Genomic DNA, 24,089 nt, shown 5'->3' with positions numbered 1-24,089 from the left:
GTCCGCCACATGGATCCTTACGCAATGACAACGGGGGTGTTGCGTAACCCTGACTTCCTCCGGTTCCTCAGTTCGCACGTTGCCAGTGAACTAGGCGCGAATATCTCCCGTGTTGCGCTCCCGCTGGCGGCCGTGCTGGCGCTGAATGCCGGTCCCGTGGAGGTCGGGGTCCTGTCAGCACTGCAGATGGCGGCGTTCCTGCTGATCGGCCTGCCCGCGGGGGTGTGGGTCGACCGGATGCGCCGGCGGCGCGTGATGCTGGTCTCCGACCTGGCCAGGTTCCTGCTGCTCGCCTGCATCCCGCTGGCCGCGGAGGTGGGGCTGCTGTCGATCGGCCTGATGTTCGCCATCGCGCTGCTGGCCGGCGTGGCCCAGGTCTTCAACGACGTGGCCGACCAGACGTACCTGCCGGAGCTGGTCGGCACCGGGCAGCTCACCGACGGCAACTCCAAGCTGGAGATCGTGCGGTCGGGCTCGTTCCTGTCCGGCCCGGCCGTGGGGGGCGCGCTGGTGCAGCTGCTGGGGGCGCCGCGCACGCTGTTCGCCACCGCGCTCGGCGCGCTCGCCTCGGTGTTCTTCCTGGGCACGATCAAGGCCCCCGACAAGTCGCCCGCCGTCACCGAGCGCACCCCGCTGCTGCGCGGCATCGGCGAGGGCCTGGCGTACCTGTGGCGCGACCGGCTGCTGCGCATGTTAGCCATCTCGACGGTGGCCGGAAACCTGTGCACCAGCGCCGTGCTCGGCCTGTCGGTGCTGTTCCTGGCCCAGGTGGTCAAGCTGCCCCCCGGCACCATCGGCCTGCTGCTCATGTCGGGCGGCATCGGCGGCCTGATCGGCGGCTTCACCGGCTCCTGGCTGTCCAGGCGGTACGGCACCGCCCGGATGACCTGGCTGGCGGTCGCCCTGGGCTCGCCCTTCGGCCTGCTGCTGCCGATGACGCAGGCCGACTGGCGGGTGGTGTGCTTCGCGGTCACTTCGATCGCGCTCACTTGGAGCGCGACATTGTTGAACGTGGGCCAGATCACCTACCGCCAGACCGTGACCCCCGAGCACCTGCTCGGCCGGGTCAACGCGTCGGTGAGGTTCATGACCTGGGGCATCATGCCGCTGGGCGCGGTGCTCGGCGGAATCCTCGCCCAGCAGATGGGGGTGCGCGAGGCCCTGTGGGTGATCATGGGGGCACGGCTGCTGACGTTCGTGCCGCTGCTGTTCTCCCCGTTGCCCCGCATGCGGGACTTCACCCAGGCTCAGGCCAGGTCGTAGACCGCGCCGCTGCGGGCCAGCTCGATCGGGCCGTCGAAACCGCCTCCCATCGCCTCTTCGAGCACGGTGGCCTGGTCGTTCCACGGGACGAGGTGGGTGAGCACGAGCCGGCCGACGCCGGCCTCGGCCGCGTGCCGGGCCGCCTGGCGGCCGGTCAGGTGCAGGTCGGCGGGCAGATCGGGGCCCTCCACGAACGACGCCTCGCACAGCAGCAGGTCGGCGCCCGTGGCGAGCTTCACCAGCTCGCTCGACTCGCCGGTGTCGCCGGAGTAGGCCACGCACCGGCCGCCGCCGGTCACGCGGAAGCCGTACGCCTCGACCGGGTGGTTGACCAGCCCGGCGGTCAGCGTGAACGGCCCGATCTCGAACGAGCCCGGCGCCAGCGGCACGAACTCGAACGCGGTCTCCAGGCCCGGTTCGTCCGGCATCCCGTACGCGGCCGACAGCCGGGCGGGCGCGTCGGCCGGCGCGTAGACGGGCAGGGTGGGGTACGGCGCGCCGGGCCCGTACGTGCGGACCACGTGGTAGGAGCACAGGTCGAGACAGTGGTCGGCATGCAGGTGCGACAGGCAGATCGCGTCCACGTCGTACGGGCTGATGTGGCGTTGGAGCGCGCCGAGCGACCCGTTGCCGAGGTCGAGCAGCAGCTTGAACCCGTCCGCCTCGACGAGGTAGCAGGACGCGGGGCTGTCGGGTCCGGGGAAGCTGCCCGAACACCCGACGATGGTCACCTTCATGTGGGCTCCTTCCCGATGCGACGCTCCGCGTCGCGACCCGGCCGCTGGAACCCGGTGTCGTCGCTCGTCAGCCCCGACACCGGCGCGGCCGAGTGGCCGTTAGAGGTAGTACCCCCCACTGGTGCGACTTCGACCGCGTCGATCTCCGGCCCCAGGAAACGTCGCCCGAGCCGGGCGAAGAGCAGGGAGTCGCCGGTGGCGCGGAAGCGGTGCCGGGGGGTGGCCTCGCCTCCTGCCGCCAGATCGCGGTCGTGCAGGATCCGATAGACGTCCTTGGCCGTCTCCTCGGCGCTGGAGACCAGCGTGACACCGTCGCCGACGACATAGGAGATGGCGCCGGTGAGCAGCGGGTAGTGGGTGCAGCCCAGGATGAGGGTGTCGCACCCGGCGGCCCTGATGGGCTCCAGGTACTCGCCCAGGACCTCGATGAGCTCGTCGCTCATCGTCTCGCCGCGCTCGACGTACTCCACCAGGCGTGGGGCGGCCACGCCGGTGAGCTGCACGTCGGGCGCCGCGGTGAAGGCGTCGTGGTAGGCCATGGACTCGATCGTGGCCCTGGTGGCGATCACGCCGACCCTGCCCGTACGGGTGGCGCGCACCGCCCGCCTGGTGGCGGGCTGGATCACCTCGACGACCGGCACGTCGTAACGCTCGCGGGCGTCGCGCAGCACGGCGGCGCTGGCGCTGTTGCAGGCGATCACGAGCATCTTCACGCCGTGCTCGACGAGGTGGTCCATCACCTCCAGGGCGTAGGCGCGGACCTCCGCGATGCGTTTGGGCCCGTACGGCTGGCGGGCCGTGTCGGCCACGTACGTAATGGACTCATGGGGCAACTGGTCGATGATCGCGCGGGCGACCGTCAGGCCGCCGACCCCGCTGTCGAAGATCCCAATACTCGCGTCCGGCACGTTCTAGAGGGTAGGCGACCTGCACGATCAACTCTGCGTAAGAATGCTCACAGGTACGACACGTGGGCGTGCGGCGGTGTCGTCTTGGTCACATCCGCGCCGATCATCTGGGCCGATCATCTGGGCCGATCATCTGGGCCGATCATCTGGGCCGGTCAGCCGCGTCCGACCCGGGCGAGCTGGCGCGACTGGGCCACGAGGCGGCCCGTGGAGTCGCGTACCTCGACCTCCTCGTCGAACCAGCCGTCCGAGACCAGCCGGCCGCTGCCGAGCAGCGTGAGCCAGCCGGGGGCGGGCAGCGCCCGCAGGTGCCAGGTGAGGTCCACGGTCGGCGCCCAGCCCCGCGCGCCCGCCGAGAACACCACCGGCGGCAGCGCGTCCACGGCCAGCGCCAGCACGTACGGGTCCGGGTCCTGCGGCTCGGCCATCCTGAAGTACGCCCGCGACTCCGGCCTGCCGGAGGGCTCGCCCTTCAGCCAGCCGATCGTGGGCGGGTCGAAGAGCAGCTCCATCCGGGCGTTGAGGTTCATGCCCGACTCGGGCTTGGGGTCGGGGAGCTTGGCGCAGTCCTCGATGCGGGGCATGTCGTATGCCGGTTTTTCGGCATAAATCGGCTCGACCTCGTTCAACGTGGCCGTCGTGATCAGCCCCTCGATGTGCGCCACGTCGTCCTGCACGAGCGTGGCCCTGGCGAACGCGGCCGTCCTGCCCGCCTTGAGCGGCTCGATCCTGACCTGCGCGGGACCGGCGACCGGCGCCTTCAGGAACTGCGCCGTCGTGCTCACCGGATGCTCGAACGGCGAGGCGTCCACCGCCGCGCGCAGGATCACGGCCATGAGGTAGCCGCCGTTGAGGGGGCCGCCGATCGCGTATCCGGGGTCGAGGCACACGTCGTACGTGCCCTCGTCGATCCTGATCGCCTGGGTCGCCTCGTCGAACTTGGTCATCCGCGCCTGCCTCAACTCCGGAATTATGTTCTAGCGCCCGCACAGTCTATGACATCCCCCCGTCAGCGTGCCTACCTGCGAAAACGTGATCCGGTTGAGAAAGTTCGATCATGGCAAGTGTCACCGAACTCCTCGGTCAGTCCGTTTGGGACTCCGACGGGATATGGGTCGGCCACGTGGTCGACATCCGCGTGATCAAGCACAGGGGCGAACTCCAGAAGAGCCACACCGTCTACGGGCTGGTCGTCTCCAGCCGCCGCGCGCCGCTGCTGCTCGGCCTCACCCGGGAGAACCAGGGCCGGGCGTCCTGGTTCTCCCGCTCGCTGTCCCGCCTCGTCTATGTGGGCTGCACGTTCGTGCCGTGGTCGTGCGTCGCCGACTACGGAAGCGGCGAGGTCCACATCAATGCGCTCAGAAAGGAGCTCACCAGGGTCTGAATCTCACTTCAGCACATTGCAAGCGCCCGTCTAGCAACATCAGCTAACTTCTCTGTGGTCAAAAGTCCACATTGTGAGTTGAGTGATGTCTGCGAATAATCCCCCCTACGGCCAGGATCCTGACCGGACCACGGCGTACAACTGGAACCAGGGGCAGCAGCCGGAGAACCCGCCGACGATGCCTCAGTCATCGGGACAGCCTTACCCGCCGCAGCAGCCCTACCAGCAGGGGGGTTACGGCCAGCAGGCGTCCTACGGGCAGCAGCAGCCGTACAACCCCCAGCAGGGGTACGGGCAGCAGCAGCCCGCCTATGACGCCGGCTACGGCCAGCAGGGCTCCTACGGCCAGCAGCAGAACTGGCAGCAGGGCCAGCAGCAGGCCCAGGGCGGCTGGCAGCAGCAGCAGCAACCACAGCAGGGCTGGCAGCAGGAGCAGCAGGGCTGGCAGCAGCAGGGCCAGGGCTGGCAGCAGGAACAGCAGCAGCAGGGTTGGCAGAACGACCAGTACGCCCAGGGCGGCTGGCAGCAGCAGGGACCCGAGGGGTTCGGCCCGGCGCAGCCGGCCAAGAAGGGCCGCAAGACCTGGATCGTCGCCGCGGCCGCCGCGCTCGCGGTGATCCTGCTCGGCGGCGGCGCCGTGTGGGCCATGAACGCCATCGGCGGCGGCGGCACGCAGCCGAACGAGGTCCTGCCCGCCAACTCGATCGCCTACGCCCGGCTCGACCTGGACCCGGCCGCGAACCAGAAGCTGGCGCTGTTCCAGATCGCCAGGAAGTTCACGGTCACCAAGGACTCCTTCACCGGCGAGGACCCGCGCAAGGCGCTCTTCGACACGATCAACGACTCCGACTCCAAGGTCGACTTCGCCAAGGACGTCGACCCCTGGCTGGGCAGCCGGGTCGGCTTCGCCGCCGTGCCGTCGGGCAAGGAGGAGCCCGACTTCGCGGTGGCCGTCCAGATCAAGGACGAGGCGCAGGCCAAGGCCGGCATTGCCAAGCTGATGAAGGGCGAGAAGTACGGCATCGCCTTCCGCGAGGACTACGCGCTGCTGAGCTCGACCCAGGCGCTGGCCGACAAGTTCGCGAAGTCCGAGGGCAGCCTGGCCGACAACGCCGAGTTCAACGACGACATGAGCGCGGTCGGCGAGCAGGGCGTGCTGTCGTTCTGGGCCGACATGGGCGGGCTCATGGAGGTGGCCAAGAAGGAGGTCCCGGCCGAGCAGGCCGCCCTCGTCGACCAGGTCAAGGACGCCAGGTTCGCCGGCGCGCTGCGCTTCGACAGCGCGTACGTCGAGCTCGCCGGCCTCGTGCGCGGCGCCAAGGGCATGACCCCCGAGGGCGACCTGCCCAAGGCCAACCTGGGCACGCTGCCCGCCACCACGGCGGCCGCCGTGTCCATCTCCGGCCTCGACCAGATGGTCACCAAGCAGTGGGACCAGATCCAGAAGCAGGCCGCGGCGAGCGGCGGCGCCGAGGTCAAGCAGATGCTGGAGCAGGCGCAGAGCCAGCTCGGGCTGCAGCTGCCCGGCGACCTGGCCACGATCTTCGGCAAGAACTTCACGCTCGCCGTGGACAGCCAGGGCCTGGGCGGCGACCAGATCAAGGGCGGCGTGCGCATCACCACCGACCCGGCCAAGGCGCAGGCCATCGTCGACAAGGTGCAGCAGGCGCTGACCTCGCAGGGTCAGGGCGCGCCGCAGATCGCCAAGGTCGCCGGCGACGGCGTCTTCACCGTGGCGACGACGGACGAGTACGCCAAGCAACTGGCCGGTGAGGGCACGCTGGGCGACTCGGAGACGTTCCAGACGGCGATCCCCAACGCGGACGACGCCAACTACGCCGTCTTCGTGGACCTGGACAAGGTGGAGAGCCTGTACCTCAAGTCCATGGAGGGCGACGACAAGGCCAACCTCCAGGTACTGCGGGCCGTCGGGATGAGCGGCACGCAGACCGACACCGAGGCGACGTTCTCGCTGCGGGTGCTGTTCAACTGAGCCGGAAACGGAACAGGCGGCCGGTCCGTTGTGGACCGGCCGCCTGTTTCAGGCTGTCTCAGGCCCAGAGCTGGCCTTCGAGGCGGTCTTCCGCCTCCTCCAGGGTGCCCTCGTAGGCGCCCGTGGACAGGTATTTCCAGCCGCCGTCGGCCACCACGAACACGACGTCGGCGCGCTCGCCCGCCTTGACCGCCTTCGTGGCCACGCCCAGCGCCGCGTGCAGCGCCGCGCCGGTCGAGACGCCGGCGAAGATGCCCTCGGAGGCCAGCAGCTCGCGCGTGCGCCGCAGCGCGTCGGCCGAGCCCACGGAGAAGCGGGTGGTCAGCACGGACTCGTCGTAGAGCTCGGGGATGAAGCCCTCGTCCACGTTGCGCAGCCCGTAGACCAGCTCGCCGTACCGCGGCTCGGCGGCGACGATCTGCACGCCCGGCACCCGCTCGCGCAGGAACCGCCCGACGCCCATCAGCGTGCCCGTGGTGCCGAGGCCGGCCACGAAGTGGGTGACGGTGGGCAGGTCCTCGAGGATCTCCGGGCCGGTGGTCTCGTAGTGCGAGCGCCAGTTGGCCGGGTTTCCGTACTGGTAGAGCATCACCCAGGTGGGATTCTGGGCCGCCAGCTCCTTGGCCACGCGCACGGCCTCGTTGGAGCCGCCCGCCGCGGGCGAGGAGATGATCTCCGCGCCCCACATGCGCAGGAGCTGACGGCGCTCCTCCGAGGTATTCTCGGGCATCACGCAGATCAGCTTGTAGCCCTTGAGCTTGGCCGACATGGCGAGCGAGATGCCCGTGTTGCCGCTGGTGGGCTCCAGGATCGTGCAGCCGGGCGTGAGCCGGCCGTCCTTCTCGGCCTCCTGGATCATCCACAGGGCGGGCCTGTCCTTGATCGACCCGGTCGGGTTGCGGTCTTCGAGCTTGGCCCAGATCCGCACGTCGGCGGAGGGCGACAACCTCGGCAGCCCCACGAGGGGCGTGCGGCCGACCGAGTCGATCAGCGAGTCGAACCGCATGTCACCCGCCGGCGACGGCAGGCAGCACGGTCACCGTGTCGCCGTCGGACAGCGGCGTGCCCAGGCCGCCCAGGAAGCGCACGTCCTCGTCGTTCAGGTAGACGTTGACGAAGCGGCGCAGGCTGCCGGCGTCGACCAGGCGCTCCTTGATGCCGGGGTGGCGCGACTCCAGATTGCTGATCAGCTCTTCGAGGGTGGCGCCCTCGGCGTCGACGGCCTTGGCGCCGCCGGTGTAATTACGCAGGATGGTCGGAATGCGAACCTCGATGGCCATCGCGCTCAGTCTCCTCAGATCAGGTCGTCGTCCCATCGGCAGCAACACCGATGGCTGTACGCGGATTCCGCGGGCCGCCCTGCTGTCACGCTCAGTGGCAGTGGAGCGGCAGATTCCTCGCGGGACAGTCGTAGACAACGACAGCCGGCGTATGCGCGAAGAGGAAGCTCTGCACCGGCCTGGCCATCATGGGAGAAACCTTACCTCTTCCTCCGTAATCACTCCGTCGAGGATCCGGTACGAGCGAAACTCCACCTCGTCCTCGTCCCGCGTGGAGACCAGGACGTAGTGGGCGTTCGGCTCGGAGGCGTAGGAGACGTCGGTGCGCGACGGGTACGCCTCGGTGGCCGTGTGGGAGTGGTAGATCACGACGGGCTCCTCGTCGCGGTCGTCCATCTCACGCCAGACGCGCAGCTGCTCCATGGAGTCGAAGCGGTAGAAAGTGGGCGAGCGTTCGGCGTTCTCCATCGGGACGAACCGCTCGGGGACACCGTTCCTGCCCGCGATCACTCCGCACGCCTCGTCGGGGTGGTCGGCACGGGCATGGGCGACGATCTTGTCCACCAGTTCCTGCGAGATCGACAGCATGCCCGGAAGCTACCAGAGCGCCCGGACCAGGCTGTCCTGGAGGTAGGTCAGCCAGTCGTAGGTGAGGTAGGCCGGGTAGCGAGGGTCGTCCTCGGACATCACGGCGATCTCGTCGTGGACCTCCTCGGTCACGTCGAGCTTGGTGCCGAGCGTCAGGCGCACGTCGTTGAGCGAGCGCAGCCAGGCCTGGGCCTGCTCGGGCGTCAGCTCCGCGCGGCCCGACCTGGCGGTGTCGAAGACGGTCTGCGCGTCGGCCCGCTTGCCGTCGCGCAGGGTGGCCTCGGTGTAGCGGCGGAACTCCGCCGAATCCTTCTCGTCCTCGTACGCCGACGGGAACAGCCTGGCCAGCACCGGGTCGGTCGGCGCCTCTCCCCCGCCGATGCCCAGCGCCCGCTCCAGCGGGTCGTCGCTGGTCCGCCCCGGCTCCACGATGCCCAGCATCATCGACACCAGCGACCGCAGGAGCGAGACCTCCGCGGCCTCGAACTCCGCGACGACGACGCCGCCCTTGCCCGACGAAAACCCCGATGTCACTCGTCCCGCCTTACTGACCTCATGTCGCTCACTTGACCGAGTCCGGCTGGACCGTCGCCCACAGGCCGTAGGAGTGGAGAATCTGCACATCGCGTTCCATCTCTTCCCGCGTGCCACTGGACACGACGGCCTTGCCCTTGTGGTGTACGTCCAGCATGAGTTTTTCGGCCTTCTCCCTCGTGTAGCCGAAGACCGATTGGAAGACATAGGTCACGTAGGACATGAGGTTGACCGGGTCGTTCCAGACGATGGTCACCCATGGCAGATCGGGCCGGACGTCCGATGACGGACGCTCAACGGCGATTGGAGCGGTGCTACCCACATCCCCGAGTCTGCCCTATCTGGGCCGTAGTCTTCGAGTCGTGACATTGACCATGAGCACTGCGTTGCTCACAGATCACTATGAGCTGACGATGCTGCAGGCGGCGCTCCGGAGCGGGGCGGCGCACAGGCGCGCCGTTTTCGAGGTGTTCGCCAGACATCTGCCGGGTGGCAGGCGCTACGGCGTCGTCGCCGGTACGGGACGTGTCCTGGACGAGCTAGAACGCTTCCGTTTCAGTGAGGAAGAACTCACCTATTTGCGGGAGAGGCACGTCGTCGACGACGACACTCTGGCGTTTCTCGCCGATTACCGGTTTTCCGGGAACGTCTACGGTTACCGCGAGGGCGACCTCTACTTCCCCGCCTCCCCCATCATGATCGTCGAGGGCACCTTCGCGGAGGCCGTGCTGCTCGAGACCCTCACCCTGTCGATCCTGAACCACGACTGCGCCATCGCCTCGGCAGCCTCCCGCATGACCAACGCCGCGGGCAAGCGGCCGATCATCGAGATGGGCTCGCGCCGCACCCACGAGGGCGCCGCCGTGGCCGCCGCCCGGGCCGCGTACATCGCCGGTTTCGCCTCCACCTCCAACCTCATGGCCGGGTACGCCTACGGCGTGCCCACGGCTGGCACGGCGGCGCACGCGTTCACGTTGCTGCACGACTCGGAGAAGGACGCGTTCGAGGCCCAGATCGCCTCGCTCGGCCGCAAGACGACGCTGCTGGTGGACACGTACGACGTGGCCGAGGCGGTGCGCACGGCCGTGGAGCTGGCGGGGCCGGAGCTGGGCGCGGTCCGCATCGACTCCGGCGACCTGGCCGCCGCCGCGCAGGAGGTGCGCGAGCAGCTCGACGCGCTCGGGGCCTTCGACACCCGCATCCTGGTCACCTCCGACCTGGACGAGTACGCCATCGCCGCGCTCGCCGCCGCCCCCGTCGACGGTTACGGCGTGGGCACGTCCCTGGTGACCGGGTCCGGCGTGCCCACGGCGGCCCTGGTGTACAAGCTGGTGGCGCGGGAGACGGCCACGGGCAAGCTGGAGGCCGTGGCCAAGCGCTCGGTGGGCAAGCCGTCGCGCGGGGGCCGCAAGCAGGCGTACCGGATCCTGGACGACGCGGGCAACGTGGAGACCGAGCTGATCACCACCGGCGGCCTGGCCCCGGAAGGCGGCATCCCCTTGCTGCACGAGCTGGTGCGCGACGGGCAGGTCGTGGGCCGGGAGCCCCTGTCCGCCGCCCGCGAGCGCCACGCCGCCGCCGTCGCCAGCCTCCCCCAGGAGGCCCTGCACCTCGGCAGGGGGTACGCGGCCGTCCCCACGGAGTTCGCCTGACGCATCCCGCGGCAGTGGGGCGACGGGTCGAAGGGCGGGTCCTGTTATTAGAGTGCTGAATATGGGGACCGCACTGATCATCGTCGATGTGCAGAACGACTTCTGCGAGGGCGGCAGCCTGCCCGTGGCCGGCGGCTCGGAGGTGGCGGCGGCGATCACTCGCCACATGGCCGAACACGGCTATGACCACGTGGTGGCGACCCGCGACTACCACATCTCCCCCGGCGACCACTTCGCCGAATCGCCCGACTACGTCTCCAGGTGGCCGGCGCACTGCGTGGCCGGGACCCCGGGAGCCGACTTCCACCCGTCGTTCGACGTGTCGGAGGTGGAGGAGGTGTTCAGCAAGGGCGCCTACGCCGCCGCGTACAGCGGTTTCGAGGGCCTGTCGAGCGACGGGGTCCCGCTGGCCGAGTGGCTCGGGCAGCGCGGGGTGCACGAGGTGGACGTGGTCGGCATCGCCACGGACCACTGCGTGCGCGCGACGGCGCTCGACGCGGTCAAGCACGGCCTGGCGGTGCGGGTGCTGCTGGACCTGACGGCCGGCGTCGCCCCGACGACCACGGAGGTGGCGCTGGCGGAGCTGAAGGACGCGGGCGCCACCCTCCGGGGAGCGCCTGTCCTGGGGTGACCGGCATCACCATTGATCGCGAAGCGTATGCGATAGGCAACGCTTCGTTGATGTGATATCCAAGAGGACGAACCCCCTCCGGAGCCGTAGTAATACGGAGAGTCACAAACTCCTTTTCGCGGGAGGTAGATACATGCTGGCCATCTCCCTGGGTGCGGCCTGGCTCGTCCTCGGCCCTCTCTGCCTGTGGCTGCTCGTCCGGGGGAGCACCGGCGAGCGGGTCGCCGCGGTCGTGACGCTGATGCTGCTCGAAGGCGGGACGATCGCGATGGGCGCCGAAGAGCGGCCCGCCCCCGCCGCTCCGGCGATCGTGGCCAACGTCGTGGCCTCCTGCCAGGAGCGCGCCCCGGTCCCCCGTTCGGCGAAGGTGGCCCACGAGATCGTGCTGACCTGGGCGGCGGCGCCGCAGGAGTGCGGCGCGGCCGAGGTCGTGGTCCGGGCCGAGGGGCGCAGGCTGCGCCTGTGGCTGTACGAGGGGCCCGGCGTCGCCACCCGCCCGGCCACGCTCACGAGCCACCACCAGCGCGTGTTCACGCTGCCGGTACGGGTCGAGAGCGGCCGGGCCGCGCTGAAGCTTCCCATGCGGGAGAAGCCGGATTACGTGCTGACCGATGGCCGCACCGGGCGGCGCATCCCCCAGACGTAGTCAGGGCTTGGCCACGGCGAGCCGCAGGGCGTCGTCGAGCCGGGCGAAGACCTCGAACGCGTGCCGCAGCCCGGTGATCGACAGCACTCTGGCCATGACCCCCTGAACCCCTCCGAGCAGCAGCCGGGTCCCTCTCGACTCGCACCGCTGCATGACGCCGACGAGCTCGTTCATCCCCATGGAGTCGCAGAACGAGAGCTCGCCCAGGTCCAGGATCAGGAAGGGTTTGGGGGGCAGGGCCCAGACGGGCTCGAGGTGCTCGCGCAGCACCTGCAGGACGTTGACGTCGAGTTCGCCCTCGAGCTTGAGGATGACGGCGTTTCGCGAGAGGCCGGAAGTCACGGTCAGCAGCGGCTTTCTGGTGACCTCAGACGACATGGGCAAAGTCCTTCTGCGTATCCCGAGACAAGCCAAGAGTGGTTGTTGCCTCTTTGCCGAGTTTCTAACAGATGGGCACCGCTCTGTGGCCAAACGCACAGAGTCACCCATCGTCACAGGCGACCGGCACGCGCGCAGCGCCGGGGGGCGGAGCGCCGCGCGCGACGGCTCGCTCAGGCTGTCCCGAAGGTGATCACATAGGCGGCGAGCAGCAGGGACAGGACGATCACCAGGACCCCCGTGCCGCTGATCACCAGGACGACGTTCGTCCGCCGCACCATCCAGCGGATGGCCGCCGCTGCCAGTGTGATCAAGGTCGTCAGGAGGAAGAGGGTCAAGGCTCTGGTATCGGTTGATGTTGGTATTGCCACCGAGAGGTGGAGGACTAGTGTGGTCATGAAGGTTTTCCCTGGTGCGGAGACGCGCTCTGACAGAAACCTCGCTCGCGGGCACCTCCGCCGATGATTGGGCTCGTCGCGGGGGTGTTCCGCGGTCTTTCTGCGTGGGGATGCCGCTCCTGCCGGGTGTGGCTCATCGGACCCTCGCCACGAACCACCTCCACCCATATTCAGCTAACTTCAGTGAATCTTCTCCAATTAGAGGTTTACCCCGACTGAACCGCCCTATTCGTACACGGCGGTGACAGCTGAATGGTTAGACTGGTGGCTCTTGTGCTCACTCGTTTGCGCACGTTGGCTGTTCTGTTAGGCCTTAGCTGCGGATTCTTCATCGATTCCGCCGCCAGGTTGATGTTCACTAGAGATTACTGAAGTTCACACCAATGGGGCTGGCATGAGCGGCGTCAATTCCGCGCTGGCGCGCCGATTGCGCGAGCTGCGCGAGAGCCACTGGCCTGACCGGCGCGTCACCCAGGCACAGCTGCGCGAGGCGTTCCAGGTCAGCGTCGCGCTGATCTCGTCGTGGGAGTCGGCTCATGCGAGCAAGATCCCGCCCTTACACCGGCTGGAGAAGTACGCCGCGTTCTTCGCGACCAAGCGATCGATCTCCAACGGGACGGCACGCGTGCTCCCCGTGTCCGACCTGACACCGGGCGAGCTGGAGGCCCATCGCCACCTGCTCGCCGAGCTGGAACGGCTGCGCCAGGCCGCGCTGAAGTCCCAGGCGTCGGGCGAGAACGCCGAGCCGGCGGCGCGGGACGCGCTCCAGGCCGGCCCCTGGCACTTCCGCGACGGGGAGCCGATCACGGTCATCTGCTCGCAGGTGCCGGAGGAGGACCGGGCCAGGATCCCGTACGCGGATCCGTCGAGCCCCGACTACATCGAGCTGTACAAGTACTCCGACCTCGACTCGCTCTTCGAATTGTGGGGCCATCTGCGGGCCGCGAATCCGCGCAGCCCGGTGAAGCTGGTCTCCACCGAGGATCTGCGTTCCGACGACCTGACGACGCACGTGGTGCTCCTGGGCGGCGTCGACTACAACGCGGTGACCGGAGCGGTGCTCGCGCAGGCCGAACTCCCGGTACGGCAGGTGCCCGACTGGGAAGGGGAAAAGGGGCCGTATTTCGAGGTCATCGAGGGGGGCGACACGCGCCGGCACTACACCGTCACCGCCGGGTCCGGCGATAATCTGCAACTCCTTGAGGACGTCGGGTTCTTCTACCGCGGCGTCAATCCCGACAATGTCGAGCGCACGTTGACCATTTGCAATGGGATGTACGGCAGAGGCGTCTACGGTGCGGTGCGGGCCCTGACCGACGAGCGATTCCGCGACCGCAACGCCGTCTATCTGCGGGCCCGTTTCGGCACCGCCGCGGCCTACAGCATTCTCACGCGGGTAAGGATCAGGGACCGCGTGGTCGTCACGCCTGATTGGACCTTGGAGACGTTCCGGCTGCATGAGTGGTCGGAGCCCTCTCGTGGGGACTGAGGCCGGATCGGAGCACCACCACGGCTCCCACCGGGATCTCATCGAGGTCTACCCGCGGGTCGCGAAGTCCGGCCGCGTCGACGCCATCATCGTGCCGACCATCAGGCATCCGGTCTGGCTGAGCCACGCGATCCGGCTGGCGATCGCCCTCGACTGCCCCCTCGTGACCCTGCACAGCAAGTGGAGCAAGCCGGACCTGCTCCTGATGCCGGCCGGCCTGCAGTTCATCTCCGTCGACATCGGCAACGTGGCCCGCCTCAACCTGCCGGACTTCGCGACGACGGCCCTGCTGAGGGGCACGCCGTTCGCCCGCGCGACCGATCTCAGCGCCAAGCGCAACACGGGGCTGCTCCTGGCCCGCCTGATGGGCTGGCGGCGCATCGTCTTCCTGGACGACGACATCGAGGTCGGCGGGCACGAGGAGGTCGCGCACGCGGCCGCCCTGCTCGACTCCTACGACGCCGTCGGGATGCACATCGGCGGCTATCCGGACAACTCGGTGGTGTGCCACGCCCACCGGCTGACCGGCGGGCATCAGGAGTCGTTCGTGGGCGGCGGCGCCCTGGCCGTCGAGACGACCCGCAGCCCCTCGTTCTTCCCGAACATCTACAACGAGGACTGGTTCTACCTGCTGGGCGAGAAGTCGGTGCGCCCGCTCGCGGTCACGGGAATGGTCAAGCAGCGCCCGTACGACCCCTTCGACCGTCCCGTGCGCGCGCGGGACCAGGAGCTCGGCGACGTGCTGGCCGAGGGCGTCTACTGGCTGCTGGACGGGGGCGAGGGCACGGGCTGGCAGGCCGCCGCCGACCCGGCGTACTGGGTGGGCGCCCTCGCCAGGCGCGGCGACTTCGTCAAGGACGTGCTGCGCCGCGTCAGGGAGCTCCCGCCGGGCGCGGCGGACCGCCGGGCCATGGAGGAGTCCCTGCTGGCCGCGCTGGGCCGCCTCAACCGCATCACGCCGCAGTTCTGCGTCAGGTACCTGGAGGCGTGGGCGGCGGACCGCGACCAGTGGGCCGACCACTTCGCCAAGATCCCGCACCTCGGGCCGAGCGTGGCCGATGCCATGAAATGGCTGGTCAGACCTGGTGCACAACAATTGCGCCAGTGGACCTCATTTGATTCATAAGAGGGCGAACCGGGAATCTGTCGTCCGTGGGGCCACGTGATATCCGCCAGGCCGTCCATACGGACCTCCCTGCCATGGTCGGCACGCTCGGGCAGGAGGGCTACTTCACCGACCGGCTCGACCGGCAGGACTCCGGTCACGGGATCCTGCTCGTCGCCTGGGAGAGCGGGGTGGCGGTCGGCGACGTCTACGTGTGGCTGGCGCCCGCGGAGGAGCCCGAGCTGCGCACCCACTTACCGGGCGTGGCGCTGCTCACGCACCTGGAGGTCGTGCCCTGGATGCGCAACCGGGGCATCGGCACCGCGCTGCTCTGGGCCGCCGAGGAGCGGCTCCTGGCCGACGGCCACGACCAGGTCGCCCTCGGCGTGGGCCTGGACAACCCCGACGCCCTGAGGTTGTACCAGCGCCGCGGCTACGCCGAATGGCCGCACGGCGAGGTGGCCACCACCGACGTCGTCTACCACCCGAACGGCGGGCTGGAGCTCCGGCCCGAGCTGTGCCGCATCCTCGTCAGGAAGCTCGGCTGAGCGCGCCGGCTAGCGGCGCTGGGTGGCCCAGCGGCGGATGGTGGCGATCCGCTCCTGGATCTGCTCCGCCGTCGCCTGCGCGATCGGGGGCCCGCCGCACGAGCGGCGCAGCTCCGAGTGGATGACCCCGTGCGGCTGGCCCGTGCGGTGGTTCCAGGCGCCCACCAGGCCGTTGAGCTCGCGCCGCAGCTCCGCGATCTGCTCGTGCGGCGCCAGCGTCTCGCGCGGCTGCTCCTCCGCCTGCTTACGCCTGGCCGCCTGCTGGTCGGACTGCCGCTTGCGCAGCAGCGTCGCCACCTGGTCGGGCTCCAGCAGCCCCGGCAGGCCGAGGAAGTCCTCTTCCTCCGCCGAGCCGACCTCCGCGCCCGTGCCGAACTCGCCGCCGTCGAACAGCACCCGGTCGAACGTGGCCGACGTCTCCATCGTCTCGAACGGGAGCTCGTCGCCCAAGACGTCGGGATTGTCCTTCTGGCGGTTGGCCTGCTCCAGGAGGCTGTCGTCGAGCCCGTCCTCGGGAGGCCGCTTGTTGAGCACGTGGTCGCGCTCGACCTCCATCTCGTTGGCCAGCCCCATGAGCGTGGGCACCGAGGGGAGGAAGACCGAGGCGGTCTCGCCGCGCTTGCGGGCACGCACGAAGCGGCCCACGGCCTGGGCGAAGAAGAGCGGGGTCGAGGTGGAGGTGGCGTAGACGCCCACGCACAGGCGGGGGATGTCGACGCCTTCCGACACCATGCGCACGGCCACCAGCCAGCGGTCCGGTGAGGCCGCGAACTCCTTGATCTTCTTCGACGCGCCGGGGTCGTCGGAGAGGACCACGGTGGCCCCCTCGCCGGTGATGTTGCGCAGGTGGCGGGCGTAGGCCCGGGCCGTCTCGTGGTCGGTGGCGATGACCAGGCCGCCCGCGTCGGGCACGCCCCTGCGCACCTCGGTGAGCCGCCGGTCGGCGGCCTGCATGACCTGGCGGATCCAGTCGCCCTTCGGGTCGAGCGCGGCCCGCCACGCCTGCGAGAGCTGGTCCTTGGTGAGCGGCGTGCCGAGCGTCGCGGCGATCTCGTCGCCCGCCCGGGTGCGCCACTTCATCTCGCCGGAGTAGGCCAGGAAGATGACCGGCCGCACGACGCCGTCGTCGAGCGCGGGGCCGTAGCCGTAGGAGTAGTCGGCGACGCTGCGCTTGAGGCCCTCGCCGTCCTCCTCGTAGGCGACGAACGGGATCGGGTTGTCGTCGGACCTGAACGGCGTGCCGGTGAGCTGGAGGCGGCGCGTGGCGGGCTCGAACGCCTCGCGCACGCCGTCGCCCCAGGACTTGGCGTCGCCCGCGTGGTGGATCTCGTCGAAGATCACCAGCGTCTTGCGCGCCTCCGTGCGCGCCCGGTGCAGCGCGGGGTGCATGGCGACCTGCGCGTACGTCACCGCCACCCCGGTGTAGTCGCGCGAGGTCGTGCCCTGGCTGTTCTTGAACTCGGGGTCGATGCCGATGCCGACCCGCGCGGCGGCGTCGGCCCACTGCCGCTTGAGGTGCTCGGTGGGCGTGACGATCGTGATCGACCTGATCACGCCGTTGGCGATCAGCTCGCTGGCGATGCGCAGGGCGTAGGTCGTCTTGCCCGCCCCCGGGGTCGCCACGGTGAGGAAGTCACGCGGCTCGCGCCTGAAGTAGAGGTCGAACGCCTCCTGCTGCCACGCACGGAGCTTGGGGGCGGTGCCCCATGCGGCTCGGTCGGGATAGGAAGGCGAAAGGTGGGACGCGGCGAAGGTGCTCACCGCATCACCTCTGGGGTTGGTGTGCTTCGCTCTCTCACAGTGACCCGATAGTAATCGGGCCGACCGACAAGACGTGCCGTGAGCCGAGGATTCTGGCCAAGGTCTTCCTCACGTGCTATGTGGCTTATTGGATCTTCGTCATGACCGTGTCCAGGGCCTGTCTGCGTGCGGTTTCCTCGGGTTGGAGCAGCCCGAGGAGCATGACGCCGGAGCCTCCGCGAGTGAGCAGCGTCACTCTCAGGAACGCCGGCCGGTTGGCCACATCCTGATATTCCGCCCGCAGCGCCCGGGTGTGGCCTCCAGGGAGCTCCTTGTCCTCGACGACGGTCACCCGGTCTCCTTTGAGCAGCAGCCGGGAGTAGAGCTCCGCCGCCTCCGCCGTGGCCTTCTTGGCGTCCGCCACGGCCCCGGGGACCGGCCGGGCCATGACGAGCCCGCCCCCGCCGTCCCTGGCCACGGAGGTGAAGCCCGTCACGGGCGGCACCGCCTGCTGGCTCCACCCCTGCGGCAGCGCCACCGACACCTTGGCCAGGGAGTCGCTCAGCCGCCCGCTGTCCGCCGAAGGCGCGGTGACCCGCAGCACCACGACGGTCGCCCCCGCCACCAGGCCCACGCCCGCCAGCAGGGCCACCGACCCTATCGCCCACCGCCGCAGCGCCCGCCCGGACACGCCCGTGCGCCGCCCGGGGTCCGCCGGGGAGCCGTAGAGGCGCGCGGAGGGGGGAAGCGACTCCCAGGGCTCGAACTCGCGATCCACGCCGTAGGCGGCGGTCCTGCGGATCTGCGGGTTCCACGGCTCCTCGGGCTCGAGGTCCAGCGGGTCGGGCTCGCCGCGGACCGGTTCGAGGCCGCTGGAGCGGGCATGCCGCCGTACCGGCTCCGGGTCGGCGTCCGGCACGGCCTCCAGAGGGCTCGTGCGCCCCCGCCGCGGCTCCTCCGCGTAGGGCGCGCCCCACGCGTACCGCGGAGGAGTACGGCGATGCCTGGGAGCGGGCTGAGGCGGCCAGACCCGGCGGTCATCCTCGGTGTCATCCTCCATGGCACCTCCCTGACCGCTGTCCTATCACCCCGCGCGGCGAAGGTCAGGAGAACCGTGATCGGTGTGACAGGAGGGGCGGAAATCAGCGGGTGCGTCCGGCGAGCAGCGTGGCGGCGAGGGCGATGGCGGCCATGAGGAACGAGATCACGACGAACCCGGTGGCGATCTCGTCCGGGGCGTGCCCGATCAGGTTGACCAGCGCGCCGCCGACCCCGATCGCCAGGGCGGACCCGAGCATGTCCGTGACCGACAGGGCGGCGGAGTTCGCCCCCTGCTCGTTGACCGGGGACTGCCGCAGCGCGGTGACGCTGACCGTGGTCATGCCGAACCCCATCCCGAACCCGGCCACGATCCATGCGGGCACCGCGACCCACCCCGTCACGCCGGGTACGACGCAGAGCACGCAGATCAGGATCGAGACGGTGACGCACCCGGCCCCCAGCCGGATCCGCTTGTACGCCTCCCCCTCCCGCCTGCTCTGCAGGAACGACCCCGCCGACCACCCCAGCGCCCCCGTCGTCAGCGCGATCCCCGCGAGCTTGAGGTCGAAGGACTTCACCTCCTGCAGCGCCAGCGGGATGAAGGAGTTCACCCCGAAGAAGGCGGCCGAGAACAGGCCCCGCATCAGCACGGTCGTGGGCAGCCCGCGCGCGAACCGCAGCGCCTTGGGAGGCAGCAGCCGGTACAGCCCGTAGACCAGGAACGCCAGGCCCGCGACGGTCTCCAGGGCCCCGGTCACGGGGCGTTCGTGCAGGAGGTCCACGCCCTGCAGCAGCGCCCCGGCCCCGCCCGCCGTGGCGGTGGCGGCCAGCGTCATCGCGACCGGCCTGGAGCGCGGGCCGGTCGACGGCTCGTGGGGCGAGGTCGGCATGCGCAGCGCGGGCACGAGCATCACCAGCGCGGGCACGACCAGCGGGATGATCCCGTAGAAGACGTACCGCCAGCCCCACTGCACGGCCACGAACCCGGCCACGGCCGGCCCCACCATGGCGGGCACCACCCAGGCCGCGGAGACGGCCGCGAAGACCTTGGGCCGCAGCGCCTCGGGATAGACCCGCGCGATCATCACGAGCAGCGCCACGATCGAAGCGCCCGCCCCCAGCCCCTGGACGGCCCGCGCCACGAGGAACAGCCCCGCCGAGTGCGCCGCCCCGGCCAGCGCCATCCCCGCCACGAACAGCACCACCCCCGACAGGAACGGCAGCTGGTAGCCCCGGCGGTCCGACCACAGGCCCGCCACCACGTTCGCGAAGAGGCTGGCGATGAGGAAGGCCGAGAAGCTGATCCCGTACAGGTCGAGGGCGTTCAGCTCGTGGGCCACCGCCGGCATGACGACGCCGACCGACATGCCCTCGAAGGCGACCAAGGTGATCGTCAGCACGATGCCGACTGTCGCGGTGCGGTATTCGGGGCTGAGGATGCGGGTGGATGGGTAGGGAGTGTCGAGCGCCTTTGGACCTGTCACCTACACATCGTAATTGCCGGAAATCTAGGCTGATGGGGTGGTGTTCCGGTACACCGCCCACATCTGGTGCATGCGCTCCGCCTGGCCCGGGGTGAACTCCGACATGCACTTGTCGTGCGCGTAGTCCATGAAGTTGTGCGCCGGGTCGATGCCGGGGTGCTGCGCGCAGCTGTCCTTGTCCGCCGGGCAGGCCTCGGTCGGCCGGGCCTCCATCGGGGTGTCGGCGATGCCGTCGCCGGGCAGCTCGCAGCCGTTCTCGAAGGTGTGGAAGAGGCCGAGCCAGTGCCCGATCTCGTGCACGCCGGTGAAGCCGCGATTGTAGTTGGTCATCGCGCCACCGGGCAGGCTGCGCCAGTCGATCACGACGCCGTCCAGCCTGGGCGCCTCGTGATACCAGTACGGATAGCTGGCGAAGCCCAGCATCTGCTCGCTGAGCTGGGCGATGTAGAGGTTGAGCGTGTCGGCGCCGCCCTGGTGCAGCGCCACCTTCATCAACCGCTCGTTGCCGACGGGGTCGTTGAACCACAAGGCGTTGTCGGTGACCGAGATGCCGTCCAGGCGGAAGCGCACGCCGGTGTCGACGCCGCCGTAGGTGCCGCCGTACGCGGAGTTGAGCACGTCGATCTGGGCCTTGACGTCCTCGTCGGTCACCTTGCGTTCACCCCGCGTGATGACGTGCACGCGCGTGGGCACGGTGACCTGGGTGGGCGTCGTGACGCCGGACAGCCGCTTGCCCAGCTCGACCAGGACCTTGGCCACGTCTTCCGGCTTGGGGGAGCGTGGCCCCGTCCTGCGGGGGACGTGGCCCGCGCAGCGCGACACCTGCGCCGCCTCCGTGCGCAGCGGCGGCGTGAACCCGACCGCGAGCAGACATGCCAACGAGACGGCGGTCACGCGCCGGACCATGCAATCCCCCATTACGTATCGAGCCGGTCTGGCTACCGACCGTAGCTCGACCTGGGGAGATTACCGGTCAGCAACACTCACTGCTTGTTGTCTCCGCCGTCGCCGCCACCCGGGGGCAGGCCGTCGTAGATCTCCTTGCACTCCGGGCAGACCGGATATTTCTTCGGGTCGCGGCTGGGCACCCAGACCTTGCCGCACAGGGCCCGGATGGGCGTGCCCGTGACCATGCTCTCCGTGATCTTGTGCTTGTCCGCGTAGTGGGCGAACCGCTCGTGATCGCCGTCGCCGTGCGACGTCCGGGGCGTGGTCTCCTGCTCTGGGAGGATCTTCGTGGTGCTCACCCCACAGAGTTTATGCCCGAGCGCGACCAGGTCCCCCATATAGCGATACGACCCCCACCGCGTGGCGGGGGCCGTATCCGAAATCAGGCTCAGCCCATGTGGACGGGCGCGCCCTCGGTCTTCCTGCCGGCCTTGACGAACAGCGTCAGCACGGCCGTCAGCACCGCGATGCCGGTGCTGACCAGGAAGGCCACGTGCATGCCGTCCATGAAGGCGCTGTGCACGGCGGCGCCGATCTCCTGCGGCACGCCGGGCGGGACGGTGCCGAACGCGGCGGCCTTCTCCAGCCCCGTCAGCTGGGCGGGCGGGATGGCCTGGGCCGCCGCGCCGAGGTAGCCGGGCAGCTTGTCGGAGATCTCACCGGCCATCACGGCGCCCAGGATCGCGGTGCCGAGCGCGCCCCCGACCTGCATGGCCGACTGCTGCACGCCACCCGCGACGCCGGTCAGGTTGACCGGGGCGTTGCCCACGATGATCTCCGTGGCGCCCACGAACACCGGCGACATGCCGAAGGCCAGCAGCAGGAACGGGATGCCGCTCTCGATGAACGACGCGTCGATGCTGAGCTGCGACATGAGGAACATGGAGAAGGCGGTGATCAGCAGGCCGGCGGCCATCGTGATCTTCGGCCCCAGCCGGCCGATCGCCATGCCCGCCAGCGGCGAGGCGACGATCATGCCGGCGCTCATCGGCAGCATGCGCAGGCCGGCCTCCAGCGGGGACAGGCCGTGCACGCCCTGGAAGAAGAAGCCGAGGAAGAACATCGCGCCGAACATGGCGAACGCGACCATCATCATCAGCACGGTGCCGATGGAGATCGAGGCGTTCTTGAACAGCGACAGCGGCACCAGCGGCTGGCTCGCCCTGCTCTGCCAGAAGATGAACGCGCCGATCAGCACCGCGAACAGGCCCGCGAAGGTCAGCGTCGTGCTGTCGCCCCAGCCCCACTCGGGAGCCTTGATGATCGTCCAGACGAGCGAGAACATCGCGCCGGACAGCAGCAGCACGCCGAGCCAGTCGATCCGCGCCATCGTCTGCGCGCGGTTGTCCTTGATCAGGATGGTGCCGAGGACGAGGGCGGCGAGGCCGACGGGGGCGTTGATGAAGAAGACCGTCTCCCAGCTCGCGTTCTCGACCAGCAGGCCGCCCACGATCGGGCCGGCGGCGCTGGACAGGCCGATGATCGCACCCCAGGCGCCCATGGCCTGGTTGAGCTTCTCACCCGGGAACGCTCCACGCAGCAGCGCCAGGGCGGCCGGCTGGAGCAACGCGCCGAACAGGCCCTGCAGCACCCGCAGGGCGATCAGCGCGCCCACGGGGGAAAGACCGGGAATGATGTCGGCCAGCTCGGCGCTGAGTCCGATGCCCACCGAGGAGATGGCGAACCCGGCCACGCCGATCAGGAAGACCCGCTTGTGCCCGAACAGGTCGCCGAGCTTGCCGGCGGTGATCAGGAACACCGCCAGCGCCAGCAGGTAACCGCTGGTCACCCACTGCAGGTCGGACAGCGAGGCCTTGAGGTCGGCCTGGATCGACGGGTTGGCGATGCCGACGACCGTGCCGTCGAGCATGACCATGATGACGCCCAAGCTGACCGCCAGCAGCACGAGCCAAGGATTGCCGCCGGTCCCCGTTTTCACCGGGCCGTGCGATGACGGCGCATCCACCGCCTTCGCGTGAGCCATGAAGTCCCCCTAAGTACACGAACCGCCCCACACCGGGGCATAGATCTCGTAAGCCTCAGGTAATCTATGACAGTCGCTGACTAATGACAAACGAGTTTTATTCGTCGTCCTATGACTTATGGCACACTGTGACAGAAAGGTTTCGAGGGAGTGACGGCTGTGGGTCTACGGGAACGCAAGAAGGAGAAGACGCGCCTGGCGATCCTCGACGCCGCGCTCGACCTTTTCCTCGAACAAGGATACGAGTCGACCACGGTCGAGCAGATCGCGGGGGCGGTCGAAATCTCCCCGCGCACCTTCTTCCGCTACTTCAACAGCAAGGACCACCTGGCGCTGTGGCACCACGACCACGGCGAGGAGATCATGCTCGAGACGCTGGCGTCCCGCCCGGCGGATGAGTCGCCCTTCACGGCGCTCATGCAGGCCATGCGCGCGGTCGTGGGCGACCTGGAGGGTTCAACGCCCGAGGAAAGGACGAGGTTCCTCAAGCTGCGGCGGCTCATGGAGGACCACCCGAGACTGGTGGGCATGTCGGTGGCCAGGGGCGCGGCGACCGAGCGCCGCCTCATCGAGGTGATCGCCACGCGCAGGGGCGTGGACCCCGACGAGGACCTGCTCACACCCTTGATCGTGGCGTTCGCCGCCTGCACCCTGCGCGTCGGCTTCGAGTGCCCGCGGCGCGACAGCGGCCTGCCGGAGATCACGCAGCGGATGGCGGAGACCATCGAGCTGGCCGAGCGCTCGCTGCGGCCCGGCTGGGACCGCTAGTCAGTTCATCGTCGGGTCGTCCGGGCAGGTCGCCACGAAGGCCAGCTCGCCGGGCTGCCGCCGCAGCACGTGCCGCCAGAGCGCGCGGGGATCGGCGTGGAAGGTGTCGCCGGCCTCCGAGTCGACCACGTACCAGGCGCCTTCGGCGATCTCGCTCTCCAGCTGGCCCGACGACCAGCCCGCGTACCCCGCGAAGATCCGCATCTGCGCGATCTCCCCCTGCAGGATCTCGGGCGGCGCGTCCAGATCCACCGTCCCCAGCCTGGAGACGGCCGGGGTGCCCGCATGCAGCCTGCGCCAGCCGAGCGGCTCCTCGCCGCTGGGGACCGCCGCCAGCGCGAGCGCGCTGTCCGTCTGCACGGGCCCGCCCTCGAAGAGCACGGAGGGGCCGGTCACCAGGGGATCCCACACGGGCAGCACCTGGGTCACGGAGATGTCGCTCGGCCGGTTGAGCACCACTCCCAGGGTGCCGCCGTCGTGGTCGTGTTCGAGGATCAGCACGACGCTACGCCGGAAGTTGGGGTCGTCGAGAAGTGGCGTCGCCACCAACAACCCGCCGACGTAGATCGCTTCCGCCATACCTCCATCAT

The 24,089-nt window shown here is 69.4% G+C and carries 27 protein-coding genes; 10 read left to right on the top strand and 17 right to left on the bottom strand.

Annotation, left to right across the window (positions count from 1 at the left end; translation table 11 throughout):
- The first annotated feature begins 9 nt into the window (after positions 1 to 9).
- Positions 10 to 1,263, top strand: coding sequence for an MFS transporter (locus HD596_RS23180; protein ID WP_313044650.1), 1,254 nt, complete (start codon positions 10 to 12; stop codon positions 1,261 to 1,263).
- Here HD596_RS23180 and HD596_RS23175 read toward each other — a convergent pair.
- The 3 genes from HD596_RS23175 to HD596_RS23165 form a co-directional block, all read right to left on the bottom strand.
- The gene (locus HD596_RS23175) at positions 1,248 to 2,000 is read right to left on the bottom strand and encodes an MBL fold metallo-hydrolase (protein WP_185071435.1); all 753 of its coding nucleotides are present in this window, start codon (positions 1,998 to 2,000) and stop codon (positions 1,248 to 1,250) included. The two genes, HD596_RS23180 and HD596_RS23175, sit on opposite strands and share 16 nt — an antisense overlap.
- On the bottom strand, positions 1,997 to 2,908 hold the full coding sequence (gene murI / locus HD596_RS23170; RefSeq protein WP_185071434.1) for a glutamate racemase: 912 nt from the start codon (positions 2,906 to 2,908) through the stop codon (positions 1,997 to 1,999). The genes HD596_RS23175 and murI overlap by 4 nt, the downstream gene beginning before the upstream one ends.
- Positions 2,909 to 3,063: 155 nt before the next feature.
- Positions 3,064 to 3,855, bottom strand: coding sequence for a thioesterase family protein (locus HD596_RS23165; RefSeq protein ID WP_185071433.1), 792 nt, complete (start codon positions 3,853 to 3,855; stop codon positions 3,064 to 3,066).
- A 110-nt stretch (positions 3,856 to 3,965) separates the two neighbouring features.
- On the opposite strand from HD596_RS23165, the gene HD596_RS23160 reads away from it, so the two are divergent.
- Positions 3,966 to 4,292: a hypothetical protein gene (locus HD596_RS23160; protein ID WP_185071432.1), complete on the top strand. Its 327-nt coding sequence runs from the start codon at positions 3,966 to 3,968 to the stop codon at positions 4,290 to 4,292.
- Between the two features lie 85 nt (positions 4,293 to 4,377).
- Positions 4,378 to 6,285, top strand: coding sequence for a DUF3352 domain-containing protein (locus HD596_RS23155; RefSeq protein WP_185078658.1), 1,908 nt, complete (start codon positions 4,378 to 4,380; stop codon positions 6,283 to 6,285).
- 58 nt (positions 6,286 to 6,343) lie between these two features.
- Here the strand turns inward: HD596_RS23155 and HD596_RS23150 are convergent, their stop codons facing one another.
- The 5 genes from HD596_RS23150 to clpS form a co-directional block, all read right to left on the bottom strand.
- On the bottom strand, positions 6,344 to 7,291 hold the full coding sequence (locus tag HD596_RS23150) for a PLP-dependent cysteine synthase family protein (RefSeq protein WP_185071431.1): 948 nt from the start codon (positions 7,289 to 7,291) through the stop codon (positions 6,344 to 6,346).
- 1 nt (position 7,292) lies between these two features.
- Positions 7,293 to 7,565 (bottom strand): MoaD/ThiS family protein, encoded by a 273-nt coding sequence (locus HD596_RS23145; RefSeq protein WP_185071430.1) that lies wholly within the window; start codon positions 7,563 to 7,565, stop codon positions 7,293 to 7,295.
- A 186-nt stretch (positions 7,566 to 7,751) separates the two neighbouring features.
- Positions 7,752 to 8,153: a M67 family metallopeptidase gene (locus tag HD596_RS23140; protein ID WP_185071429.1), complete on the bottom strand. Its 402-nt coding sequence runs from the start codon at positions 8,151 to 8,153 to the stop codon at positions 7,752 to 7,754.
- A gap of 9 nt (positions 8,154 to 8,162) precedes the next feature.
- The gene (locus HD596_RS23135; protein ID WP_185071428.1) at positions 8,163 to 8,687 is read right to left on the bottom strand and encodes a DUF2017 domain-containing protein; all 525 of its coding nucleotides are present in this window, start codon (positions 8,685 to 8,687) and stop codon (positions 8,163 to 8,165) included.
- Positions 8,688 to 8,715: 28 nt separating this feature from the next.
- The gene (gene clpS, locus HD596_RS23130) at positions 8,716 to 9,009 is read right to left on the bottom strand and encodes an ATP-dependent Clp protease adapter ClpS (RefSeq protein WP_185071427.1); all 294 of its coding nucleotides are present in this window, start codon (positions 9,007 to 9,009) and stop codon (positions 8,716 to 8,718) included.
- Between the two features lie 52 nt (positions 9,010 to 9,061).
- Between clpS and HD596_RS23125 the strand changes: the two genes are divergently transcribed.
- The 3 genes from HD596_RS23125 to HD596_RS23115 all read left to right on the top strand — a co-directional run bounded on the left by HD596_RS23125 (position 9,062) and on the right by HD596_RS23115 (position 11,616).
- Complete coding sequence (locus tag HD596_RS23125) at positions 9,062 to 10,339, top strand: nicotinate phosphoribosyltransferase (RefSeq protein WP_185071426.1); 1,278 nt, start codon at positions 9,062 to 9,064, stop codon at positions 10,337 to 10,339.
- A 61-nt stretch (positions 10,340 to 10,400) separates the two neighbouring features.
- Positions 10,401 to 10,970, top strand: a complete 570-nt coding sequence (locus HD596_RS23120) for a nicotinamidase (protein WP_185071425.1) — start codon at positions 10,401 to 10,403, stop codon at positions 10,968 to 10,970.
- A 133-nt stretch (positions 10,971 to 11,103) separates the two neighbouring features.
- Positions 11,104 to 11,616 (top strand): hypothetical protein, encoded by a 513-nt coding sequence (locus HD596_RS23115; protein ID WP_185071424.1) that lies wholly within the window; start codon positions 11,104 to 11,106, stop codon positions 11,614 to 11,616.
- Here the strand turns inward: HD596_RS23115 and HD596_RS23110 are convergent, their stop codons facing one another.
- Both HD596_RS23110 and HD596_RS23105 read right to left on the bottom strand, forming a co-directional pair.
- The gene (locus tag HD596_RS23110) at positions 11,617 to 11,994 is read right to left on the bottom strand and encodes an STAS domain-containing protein (protein ID WP_185071423.1); all 378 of its coding nucleotides are present in this window, start codon (positions 11,992 to 11,994) and stop codon (positions 11,617 to 11,619) included.
- 173 nt (positions 11,995 to 12,167) lie between these two features.
- Entirely contained in the window at positions 12,168 to 12,308 is a 141-nt protein-coding gene (locus tag HD596_RS23105) for a hypothetical protein (RefSeq protein WP_185071422.1), read from the bottom strand.
- Positions 12,309 to 12,786: 478 nt separating this feature from the next.
- On the opposite strand from HD596_RS23105, the gene HD596_RS23100 reads away from it, so the two are divergent.
- The 3 genes from HD596_RS23100 to HD596_RS23090 are packed head-to-tail and all read left to right on the top strand — an operon-like array spanning position 12,787 to position 15,534.
- Positions 12,787 to 13,881, top strand: a complete 1,095-nt coding sequence (locus HD596_RS23100; RefSeq protein ID WP_185071421.1) for a helix-turn-helix domain-containing protein — start codon at positions 12,787 to 12,789, stop codon at positions 13,879 to 13,881.
- A complete protein-coding gene (locus HD596_RS23095) occupies positions 13,871 to 15,007 on the top strand; it encodes a hypothetical protein (protein ID WP_185071420.1) in 1,137 nt (378 codons plus the stop codon). Before HD596_RS23100 ends, HD596_RS23095 begins: the two co-directional genes overlap by 11 nt.
- A gap of 26 nt (positions 15,008 to 15,033) precedes the next feature.
- Positions 15,034 to 15,534 (top strand): GNAT family N-acetyltransferase, encoded by a 501-nt coding sequence (locus HD596_RS23090; RefSeq protein WP_185071419.1) that lies wholly within the window; start codon positions 15,034 to 15,036, stop codon positions 15,532 to 15,534.
- 9 nt (positions 15,535 to 15,543) lie between these two features.
- Here the strand turns inward: HD596_RS23090 and HD596_RS23085 are convergent, their stop codons facing one another.
- From HD596_RS23085 to HD596_RS23060, 6 genes are all read right to left on the bottom strand, one after another.
- Complete coding sequence (locus HD596_RS23085; protein WP_185071418.1) at positions 15,544 to 17,295, bottom strand: DEAD/DEAH box helicase; 1,752 nt, start codon at positions 17,293 to 17,295, stop codon at positions 15,544 to 15,546.
- A 124-nt stretch (positions 17,296 to 17,419) separates the two neighbouring features.
- Positions 17,420 to 18,334: a hypothetical protein gene (locus HD596_RS23080; RefSeq protein ID WP_185071417.1), complete on the bottom strand. Its 915-nt coding sequence runs from the start codon at positions 18,332 to 18,334 to the stop codon at positions 17,420 to 17,422.
- An 82-nt stretch (positions 18,335 to 18,416) separates the two neighbouring features.
- The gene (locus HD596_RS23075; protein ID WP_185071416.1) at positions 18,417 to 19,799 is read right to left on the bottom strand and encodes an MFS transporter; all 1,383 of its coding nucleotides are present in this window, start codon (positions 19,797 to 19,799) and stop codon (positions 18,417 to 18,419) included.
- Between the two features lie 24 nt (positions 19,800 to 19,823).
- Positions 19,824 to 20,693: a zinc metalloprotease gene (locus HD596_RS23070; RefSeq protein ID WP_313044649.1), complete on the bottom strand. Its 870-nt coding sequence runs from the start codon at positions 20,691 to 20,693 to the stop codon at positions 19,824 to 19,826.
- Positions 20,694 to 20,782: 89 nt separating this feature from the next.
- Positions 20,783 to 21,046 carry a DUF3039 domain-containing protein gene (locus HD596_RS23065; RefSeq protein WP_376775871.1) on the bottom strand — a complete coding sequence of 88 codons (264 nt, stop codon included), beginning with the start codon at positions 21,044 to 21,046 and terminating at the stop codon, positions 20,783 to 20,785.
- A gap of 89 nt (positions 21,047 to 21,135) precedes the next feature.
- A complete protein-coding gene (locus tag HD596_RS23060; protein WP_185071413.1) occupies positions 21,136 to 22,731 on the bottom strand; it encodes a DHA2 family efflux MFS transporter permease subunit in 1,596 nt (531 codons plus the stop codon).
- Between the two features lie 159 nt (positions 22,732 to 22,890).
- Here HD596_RS23060 and HD596_RS23055 point away from each other — a divergent pair, with 159 nt between their 5' ends.
- Complete coding sequence (locus HD596_RS23055) at positions 22,891 to 23,499, top strand: TetR family transcriptional regulator (protein ID WP_185071412.1); 609 nt, start codon at positions 22,891 to 22,893, stop codon at positions 23,497 to 23,499.
- Here HD596_RS23055 and HD596_RS23050 read toward each other — a convergent pair whose 3' ends face one another.
- A complete protein-coding gene (locus HD596_RS23050) occupies positions 23,500 to 24,078 on the bottom strand; it encodes a YqgE/AlgH family protein (protein WP_185071411.1) in 579 nt (192 codons plus the stop codon). It lies immediately after the preceding gene.
- Positions 24,079 to 24,089: the final 11 nt, after the last annotated feature.

Source organism: Nonomuraea jabiensis, assembly GCF_014204795.1.
Taxonomy (GTDB): domain Bacteria; phylum Actinomycetota; class Actinomycetes; order Streptosporangiales; family Streptosporangiaceae; genus Nonomuraea; species Nonomuraea jabiensis.
Note: the sequence above shows the minus strand (reverse complement) of the source record. Positions and strands in the feature narration are given on the sequence as shown.

Excerpts from the sequence above, each read along its gene's own strand:
- HD596_RS23180 (WP_313044650.1), top strand. The coding sequence starts at position 10 with ATGGATCCTTACGCAATGACAACGGGGGTGTTGCGTAACCCTGACTTC.
- HD596_RS23175 (WP_185071435.1), bottom strand. The coding sequence starts at position 2,000 with ATGAAGGTGACCATCGTCGGGTGTTCGGGCAGCTTCCCCGGACCCGAC.
- HD596_RS23165 (WP_185071433.1), bottom strand. The coding sequence starts at position 3,855 with ATGACCAAGTTCGACGAGGCGACCCAGGCGATCAGGATCGACGAGGGC.
- HD596_RS23160 (WP_185071432.1), top strand. The coding sequence starts at position 3,966 with ATGGCAAGTGTCACCGAACTCCTCGGTCAGTCCGTTTGGGACTCCGAC.
- HD596_RS23155 (WP_185078658.1), top strand. The coding sequence starts at position 4,378 with ATGTCTGCGAATAATCCCCCCTACGGCCAGGATCCTGACCGGACCACG.
- HD596_RS23150 (WP_185071431.1), bottom strand. The coding sequence starts at position 7,291 with ATGCGGTTCGACTCGCTGATCGACTCGGTCGGCCGCACGCCCCTCGTG.
- HD596_RS23145 (WP_185071430.1), bottom strand. The coding sequence starts at position 7,565 with ATGGCCATCGAGGTTCGCATTCCGACCATCCTGCGTAATTACACCGGC.
- HD596_RS23140 (WP_185071429.1), bottom strand. The coding sequence starts at position 8,153 with ATGCTGTCGATCTCGCAGGAACTGGTGGACAAGATCGTCGCCCATGCC.
- HD596_RS23125 (WP_185071426.1), top strand. The coding sequence starts at position 9,062 with ATGAGCACTGCGTTGCTCACAGATCACTATGAGCTGACGATGCTGCAG.
- HD596_RS23120 (WP_185071425.1), top strand. The coding sequence starts at position 10,401 with ATGGGGACCGCACTGATCATCGTCGATGTGCAGAACGACTTCTGCGAG.
- HD596_RS23115 (WP_185071424.1), top strand. The coding sequence starts at position 11,104 with ATGCTGGCCATCTCCCTGGGTGCGGCCTGGCTCGTCCTCGGCCCTCTC.
- HD596_RS23110 (WP_185071423.1), bottom strand. The coding sequence starts at position 11,994 with ATGTCGTCTGAGGTCACCAGAAAGCCGCTGCTGACCGTGACTTCCGGC.
- HD596_RS23100 (WP_185071421.1), top strand. The coding sequence starts at position 12,787 with ATGAGCGGCGTCAATTCCGCGCTGGCGCGCCGATTGCGCGAGCTGCGC.
- HD596_RS23080 (WP_185071417.1), bottom strand. The coding sequence starts at position 18,334 with ATGGAGGATGACACCGAGGATGACCGCCGGGTCTGGCCGCCTCAGCCC.
- HD596_RS23060 (WP_185071413.1), bottom strand. The coding sequence starts at position 22,731 with ATGGCTCACGCGAAGGCGGTGGATGCGCCGTCATCGCACGGCCCGGTG.
- HD596_RS23050 (WP_185071411.1), bottom strand. The coding sequence starts at position 24,078 with ATGGCGGAAGCGATCTACGTCGGCGGGTTGTTGGTGGCGACGCCACTT.